Origin of the sequence: Shewanella ulleungensis (assembly GCF_014648315.1) — a bacterium.
Classification (GTDB): Bacteria; Pseudomonadota; Gammaproteobacteria; order Enterobacterales; family Shewanellaceae; genus Shewanella; species Shewanella ulleungensis.
The window spans coordinates 45,856-52,909 of record NZ_BMQW01000017.1 but is presented as its reverse complement, the minus strand read 5'-3'; the positions used below and the strand labels follow the sequence as shown (position 1 = coordinate 52,909).

Annotated in this window: 6 protein-coding genes; 1 reads left to right on the top strand and 5 read right to left on the bottom strand. The window is 42.0% G+C overall.

Going from position 1 to position 7,054, the window contains the following annotated elements:
- Nucleotides 1-323 precede the first annotated feature (323 nt).
- The 4 genes from IEY40_RS19580 to IEY40_RS19565 form a co-directional block, all read right to left on the bottom strand.
- On the bottom strand, nt 324-1,349 hold the full coding sequence (locus IEY40_RS19580; protein WP_188959238.1) for a hypothetical protein: 1,026 nt from the start codon (nt 1,347-1,349) through the stop codon (nt 324-326).
- Nucleotides 1,350-1,892: 543 nt separating this feature from the next.
- Nucleotides 1,893-2,186 (bottom strand): hypothetical protein, encoded by a 294-nt coding sequence (locus tag IEY40_RS19575; protein ID WP_188959236.1) that lies wholly within the window; start codon nt 2,184-2,186, stop codon nt 1,893-1,895.
- Between the two features lie 17 nt (nt 2,187-2,203).
- Nucleotides 2,204-3,259 (bottom strand): YHYH protein, encoded by a 1,056-nt coding sequence (locus IEY40_RS19570; RefSeq protein WP_188959233.1) that lies wholly within the window; start codon nt 3,257-3,259, stop codon nt 2,204-2,206.
- A gap of 161 nt (nt 3,260-3,420) precedes the next feature.
- A complete protein-coding gene (locus IEY40_RS19565) occupies nt 3,421-5,010 on the bottom strand; it encodes a M28 family metallopeptidase (protein ID WP_188959231.1) in 1,590 nt (529 codons plus the stop codon).
- Nucleotides 5,011-5,198: 188 nt separating this feature from the next.
- Here IEY40_RS19565 and IEY40_RS19560 point away from each other — a divergent pair, with 188 nt between their 5' ends.
- Nucleotides 5,199-5,534 carry a hypothetical protein gene (locus IEY40_RS19560; protein ID WP_188959229.1) on the top strand — a complete coding sequence of 112 codons (336 nt, stop codon included), beginning with the start codon at nt 5,199-5,201 and terminating at the stop codon, nt 5,532-5,534.
- 14 nt (nt 5,535-5,548) lie between these two features.
- On the opposite strand, the gene tilS is transcribed toward IEY40_RS19560, so the two are convergent.
- Nucleotides 5,549-7,048, bottom strand: a complete 1,500-nt coding sequence (gene tilS, locus IEY40_RS19555; RefSeq protein ID WP_188959227.1) for a tRNA lysidine(34) synthetase TilS — start codon at nt 7,046-7,048, stop codon at nt 5,549-5,551.
- Nucleotides 7,049-7,054: the final 6 nt, after the last annotated feature.

Here is a 7,054-nt window from a genome sequence, read left to right as displayed (position 1 = left end):
GAAACTAACTGTGCAAAAAGCACCTCTGACTTGAATAGTGCCATCTTAGGGTTAACCGATAAATGTCTCGGCTTTGGCTTCCTGCGTCGCTCTACCTCCTAAATCCATTTAGTCGTAGTGCCCCTGATATTTCAACGGATTGAAAAGAGTCAGGCAGCGATAAGATCGCACTAAGAGAGCCTCTATATGTGTTTGCTGTAAACGATGATTTGACAGCTAAATGACAGACGAAGTAGATGAATTTGTTGATTGATTTTAATTTGACTGCAAAAGCAGTCAAATAAGTTAGGCTCGCCTATTGACTGGCGGAAGGCTCATATGTGTTATGCATAATTGAACTCCACATGTTTCGCTAGTGTGGGTATATCAAGGTACTCATAAGCTGCATTTACCTTTTTAATAAAATGCTCATCGTTGGATAAGAGAATATTACAAAATGATGCTATTGATGCATGACTATTATCACTCGCTGCTGCAATGAACCGTCTTTCTTTGTGTACTTTTGAATCTGGATAATACCCCAAAGTGTTTAACATATTATAAATGCCCGTCACTTTTTGGTGCTTAAAATATGACTGTTCTGGGTAAATAGGATTCTTTTTTAGTTGAAAAAAGTCATCTATATCCACGTTTACTTGGCTATAAGCTGGAAGTGCTCTTAATTTATCAAAAATTTTGACAAGTACATTTGGCGGTTCAATATTATTAAGTTGTTTGGGACCAATTCCAACCTGTGAACGAAAATCTTTAATACCATCCCAATTTTTATCATCTTCAATGTTCTCAAGCATCAAGCTTTCAGTTTTTTCTAACGTTGCTTTGTACTGAGACGTCATTTTCTTGGTATAGATTTGTAATTGTCTTTGAGCTTCTTCGGGTAACTCATCAGAGTTTTCCATTATCGAATCCATTAGATCCGAGAATGCGGAGATTTGTTCGTTATGAATATCATTTAAACTATCGCCTTTTCTTCCTCCAGAAAATTTGAACAACCATTGCTGCATTGCATGTTCCATGTCGACACCATCGTCACTATTTTCACAATACTCTTTATATACATCAAAAGGATCGCGTATGCTTATTGTCGCCTTGTCCGTAATAGTAAAGTGAGGTTGCTCAACGATTAGTTTTAAATAGTTAGCTTTAAGATTCTTAAGCACGTTAAGGAAGCTTTCTTCAAAACCTTTAGAGCGACGAATTTCTTTGAGCGTTTCATCTGAGTACACTACTTGATAATCATTTATAAGTATTTGCCCGAACTCGCCTAATCCTTGTTTAGTGAAAAAATCTAAAACATTTTGATCAAGATAAACAGTAGGCTTTCCTTCGTATGGTGGAATTGACTCCATTGCTTAATCCTTTATGCATAACGTTTATTGAACGGCCAAATAAATTTAAAGTCGGCCGTTTAAGTTATTGATTAATATCATCCTACATTTACTATCTTATTGATGCAAAGCAGTTTTATTTAACGCCACTGACACATAATAGCGAGCTTGCGCGTTAAAAGTGGACCCAATAATCGAAAATAAATTAAAAGACACTAATATCAATGCATTAGAGGGTTCGTGAATTATTACTCGTACTACTTTAGTTTACTTATCAACCGATTAAACTTAAAAATACGCAAAAAAACCATTACAACTGTTTTTATGCACAGTACACACCACATAAAGGTGAGAGACTAGCTGCAACTGGATAGCTATCCGACATTTGTAAGCCTGTTAAAATGCAGTCAGGAGCTGGGTGAGTGCCACGACGTTAGTGGCCGCAGGCCATAAAAAAGAACAAATACCTGGATTCCGGCTCAAAAGCAAAGCCGGATAGTGTGTTACAGATAGACTTACGCTCATCTGCCGTGTACGAAGTACTTCGATGAAGTTGCCACAAAGTTAATCTTTATTCATTGCAACAGGGTCAGACTCATTCTTTTTCGCTGGCAGTTTTTGGATTGGCTGATTTCTAACGCACATTAAAGCGTCAGACATATACTGGCAACTGCCTATGTATAAATCCTGATGCCCACCTTCAAACTGGCAGTCATCTGAACGGGCTTTGTCATGGCATACGCTCACAGCCTTTTCATTGAGATGGCCTGAATGAGCCTGGGAAAAGCTTGCTATTAACATCAACAGACAAGTGACTATTACGGCTGGTAAACGCCTTTGCGACACTGAAATGGGCATGAATACTTGCGCTCCTATTACTTTCTTTCTGGCGGGTGGCCATCTCTTGGGGGCTTACCGCCTTCTGGTGGACGGCCTCCATCTGGTGGGCCTCCTGCTGGCCCGCCAGCGGGAATGACCGTTTCGCCATGCATGCAACCAATAAACATATTTTCACTCGGGCTTGCCGCATGGTAATGATAACCACGAGTATCATCCGTGATGCCACGGCATTCATCTAACGATTCCTCTTTTCCCTCAGAATTTCTCATAGCATAAATACCATAACCATCTGACGCATAACCGATAAGCGGTGCATGTCCATCACTGGTGGTCGTTGCCTGTTTATCGGTACAACCTGTGGTTGAATGATAATGATATCCTTGATGCGCATTAATGTGCCCCCCACAGTCATCAAACGCGGCAATGGTATAGCTCCCTAAAATAGCATTTACCGGTGCCGGGCCTGATAATTCTGCACCATCAAGCGCAATACCAACAGTATGCACCCGGCTAGATTGGGCCGCTGGAATAGGCGTTGTGGGTATAAGGTAAGTAAGAGAGAAGTCATCATCAAGATAGGATAGTTCACACTCGATACAATTTTGTTTGTATTGCTCTGCAACATCTGGACGTGCTGCGCCTAAACAAGCTTCTTTGGTTGCGGTATAACGGACTTTATTAGTCTTGGTATCATAAACGAGCCATTTTTCATCACCATAGTATTCACCCAGTTTTAAGATAAATTCACCAGTGATATCCACCAAATCGCCACTGCCCGTTTTACTGAACCACGCACCACCGACCTCGGCACCATCGGTAGTATTTCTTGGGCAAAAGGGACCAGGCTCTCGACCTGCTGGGGCGCCAGAGGTCGTAAACTCGTAACAGGTTGTTACCGTACCCTGCGCGGTTTCACACTCAACGATTTTAGGCGGTTGCGTAAATGCCCCCTCTGTAAACATTCCAAGATCGATTCCCGTGGTTTTTATTGTTGGTTCAATTTTATCGCCAGAGGAAAACTCACAACCGCTTAATAAAGTGAGGCTTAAAACCATAAGGCCTATCGATACGCTTGCTTTAGATTGCGTCATGAATGATTTCCTTTTCAATGAGTCACATTGATATTTGAATTGCTCTGCGTTGTAATATAGCTGAACCCTATTAATGTAGTAAGTACTAATTTAACTATCAAAACTACAACACTGAATAAAAAGGAGGCTTTCGCCTCCTCTCTTTATCCAACTAGCTAACACTACTTAGCGTCTTGCACTCGACGCTTTTTAAAGTCTGACTCTTCGAGCCATTTTGGCCAGTCGCTGTTGTTGGCAAGCTTTGCAATAATATCGCTGATCAAGGCTAAGTCTTGCTCTACCCCGCCTAAATTCCAGTTAACATCGTAATCGTCAGCACCTTGATGGTACTTATGGGCAATGTAGTCTGGATCGGTGTCGCCTAAACTCATAAATAACAATCCTGGGACACCTTGTTGCGCTAAGGCAAAGTGGTCTGAGCGAAACATAAGGCCATTTTGTGGACGAGGGTCGGCTTTGACTGTGCGCCCTTGTGCTTTAGCGGCATCATGTAAATAGGTCTCTAACTCTGACACGCCTTGGCCGTAACGCAGGATGTAATTAACGCCTTTACCTACATTCATGCCGTCAATATTTAAAAATGACACCAGTTGTTTTGTCGGAACAGGTGGATTGGCTGCAAAATATTGCGCACCAATGAGTCCAGTTTCTTCTGCTGTAAAGGCTGTAAATAGAATCGAGCGTTTAGGTGCTTTATTTTGCAATTTAAAATGACGAGCTAACTGCATTACACCTGCAACGCCAGAAGCATTGTCGACGGCACCGTTTAAAATAACCGTTTTACCGTCTTGAACGGTTTTGCCTAAGTGGTCCCAATGGGCATGCATGACTACCCATTCGTCGGCTTGAGTGGTACCAGGGATAAGTCCTGCTACGTTATAGGATGTAGCTAATTCAATAGTATTTTTTACTGTTAAATTGGCGTTGAGTTTAAGTGGTATAGACTTAAAACCAGCTTTAGCTGCAGTGAGTTTCACTTTGTCGAAATCTAAACCTGCGGCTTGAAACACCTTTTGCGCTGTGTTGTGTTGTATCCAGCCCATAACGCCTATGTGTGATTGATTATTTTGATCATCCACTAAAGTGTATTTGGTATTAGTATTACTGTTTTCAACGACATTCCAACCGTAAGCTGCTGGTGCAGTTTCGTGGACAATAAATACCGCTTTGGCCCCCTGCCTTGCAGCTTCTTCATACTTGTAGGTCCAACGGCCATAGTAGGTCATGGCATTACCTTTAAACACGTTTGGATCTTGAGTGGCAAAGCCTGGGTCGTTAACTAATACAATGACGGTTTTGCCTTTTACATCAATGTTGGCGTAGTCATTCCACTGATATTCTGGCGCATTAATACCATAACCAACAAACACCACATCACTGTTATCTAAACTGACTTGAGGTTGAACTTGTTCGGTACGTGCAGTGAAATCAGTGCCGTTATTGAACACGACATCACCTATAGTCAGCTGCATTGTTTGATCGGCTGTAATTTTAGCCATAGGCACAGCTTGGCGATAACTGTCACCAAAACCTGGGGCAAGCCCCATCGCTTTATAGGCTTTTTCTAAATATTCAACGGTAAGTGTCTCGCCTCGAGACAAAGGCCCACGACCTTCAAACTCATCACTGGCTAGTGTTTGCACATCTTGGCGGTAAGTTTTTTCATCGAATTGAAATGGTGTAGCGTTGACACTTGGTAGTAAAAGCACACCAAACACCGCTAATAAACGAAAGGTATTCACAGACAACATCCTTTGTTAAATATTAAGAAAAATAATTGTAACAGCTAGTGAGTAAATCGAAAGAAGTATATCGGCCCTTTTTAAATCAAGGTTAACGAATAAACTCAAAGCTTGACATATTATGTCGCAATAGTTAACTTAGGCTATCACATTGACATATTATGTCGTTTGCATTCCAGTAAAAACAAGGAAAGTATATGAAAATTATCATCATAGGAATTGTCAGCTTTATTTTAGGAATGAGTACCGCTGGTGTTGTCGGATTGAAGATACTTGCTTATGGCGGACAAAGTGTTGCAGCAGCTGAAATCCAAATGGCCACCACAACATTACAACTAATTGATTCAAAGCAGCTCGATGTGGCTGTCAGTAAATTGTGCTCAATACTGCCCATTGCATTAAACAATAAAGCAGACATGGACTCTTCATGGTTTGCTACTGAGTTTAACTACGGTACGAACATAAATGGGGAAAACATTGAAGCACAAGCTACTTCACTGCTTAAACAACATGGCATATGTCAACATGACTAGGCCTAATCGCTTTTTTATCTCTTTGTCAAAAGCGGCAAGCTAAGTCCCGGTTGTCCGGCATGAGCAATGTAACGTTTATCTATCCACAATCCGATGGCTGCAACTAATATGTCATCGTAAAAGATTAATGGGATTTGCTGGCGGCGCCATGGCGGAATTTGACACTCCTGCCAGAGCTTTTTAAGCTCTCGGGGTTTGGTACGTTGCGATGTGGCGAACTGTGGTTGGCATTTAATTGAACCCGCTGCGCCATATTTTATCGTAACTTGTACGTGAGTGGCTGGCAATGCAAGTAATGGTGTTGTTGATACTGAACCTTCTTGTTGTGCAAATTCAGCTTTACGCGACTGTATTTGCAAACTCACTGTCTGTTGTCCTACTTTGCCGTTAGCTTGATTTAACTCACCGGCAAACAACGCACGGATATCATTTTGCAGTCTTGTGGCATCCAAAGGCGCTAACGCTAGATTAGTTAACACATAAGCGCTATTGGCAAAGCGTTTAACTTGATAATCGCCCCATTGAATCGCCACATTTGCATCATCTTTTGCATCCAGCAGTTGTGACAAAATTTGCTGCAATTGCGATTGCGATGGCAAACTCACACTGCAATGTTGTAAATATCCCCGAAATAACAATGCTTGCCAAGCAGGGCTTAATTGGTTTAATTCTGCCAGTTTAAATCCGCTAGACTCTGTTACTAATCCATCGATATCCATTGGTAAGGTTAGCCAATGGGGTAAGCGATTACTGACTTCATCATCAATCACTTGCTGTTGCTCGGCGCACAATGCTGCGCTTCTTGCTGCAGTGGTGGCAATACTTGGCCAGCGTTGTTTTAAGCGGGGAATGATCTCTAAACGTAAGAAATTACGGTCATAACTGTCATCTTGATTACTTTCATCTTCTATATGATTAACACCATATTGCGCGGCAAACTGCTCTATTTGTGGGCGGCTAATGGAGAGTAAAGGCCTAACCAACCATGACTGCTTATAGGATTGCATCGGCGCCATTGCACCTAAGCCTTTTGGGCCTTGACCGCGCTTTAATGCGAGCAATAGTGTTTCGAGTTGATCATCTTGGTGATGGGCAGTAAGTAAGATATCTCCAGGATTGAGATAGCGTTCAAACGCCTGATAGCGTGCATCGCGAGCCTTCGCTTCTAAGCTTTCTCGTGGGCCTTTGTTAACGTTCACTCGTTCAATTTGTACAGGCAGTTGATAATAATTAGCACGAGAGATGCAATGGTCAACCCACGTGTTGGCATTAGGGCTTAGCCCATGATGTACGTGGATAAGCAGACAAGCGATATGCGGGTGTTTTTGTGCAAATGCACTCAAACCAAATGCTAATACCTCAGAATCAACACCGCCACTGTAAGCCAGCACTAACTTAGGCGCTTGCGCCTTGCTTTGTATACCTTGCTCATACAGCGGCAATATGGCTTGTTCTAGTGTCGTTAGCAGCTGTATTGCTGTTATTGAATCAGACATTAACGAAGTTTGTGTCATGATGTT

Coding starts and splice junctions, on each gene's coding strand:
- IEY40_RS19580 (WP_188959238.1), bottom strand. CDS start 1,349: ATGGAGTCAATTCCACCATACGAAGGAAAGCCTACTGTTTATCTTGAT.
- IEY40_RS19575 (WP_188959236.1), bottom strand. CDS start 2,186: ATGCCCATTTCAGTGTCGCAAAGGCGTTTACCAGCCGTAATAGTCACT.
- IEY40_RS19570 (WP_188959233.1), bottom strand. CDS start 3,259: ATGACGCAATCTAAAGCAAGCGTATCGATAGGCCTTATGGTTTTAAGC.
- IEY40_RS19565 (WP_188959231.1), bottom strand. CDS start 5,010: ATGTTGTCTGTGAATACCTTTCGTTTATTAGCGGTGTTTGGTGTGCTT.
- IEY40_RS19560 (WP_188959229.1), top strand. CDS start 5,199: ATGAAAATTATCATCATAGGAATTGTCAGCTTTATTTTAGGAATGAGT.
- tilS (WP_188959227.1), bottom strand. CDS start 7,048: ATGACACAAACTTCGTTAATGTCTGATTCAATAACAGCAATACAGCTG.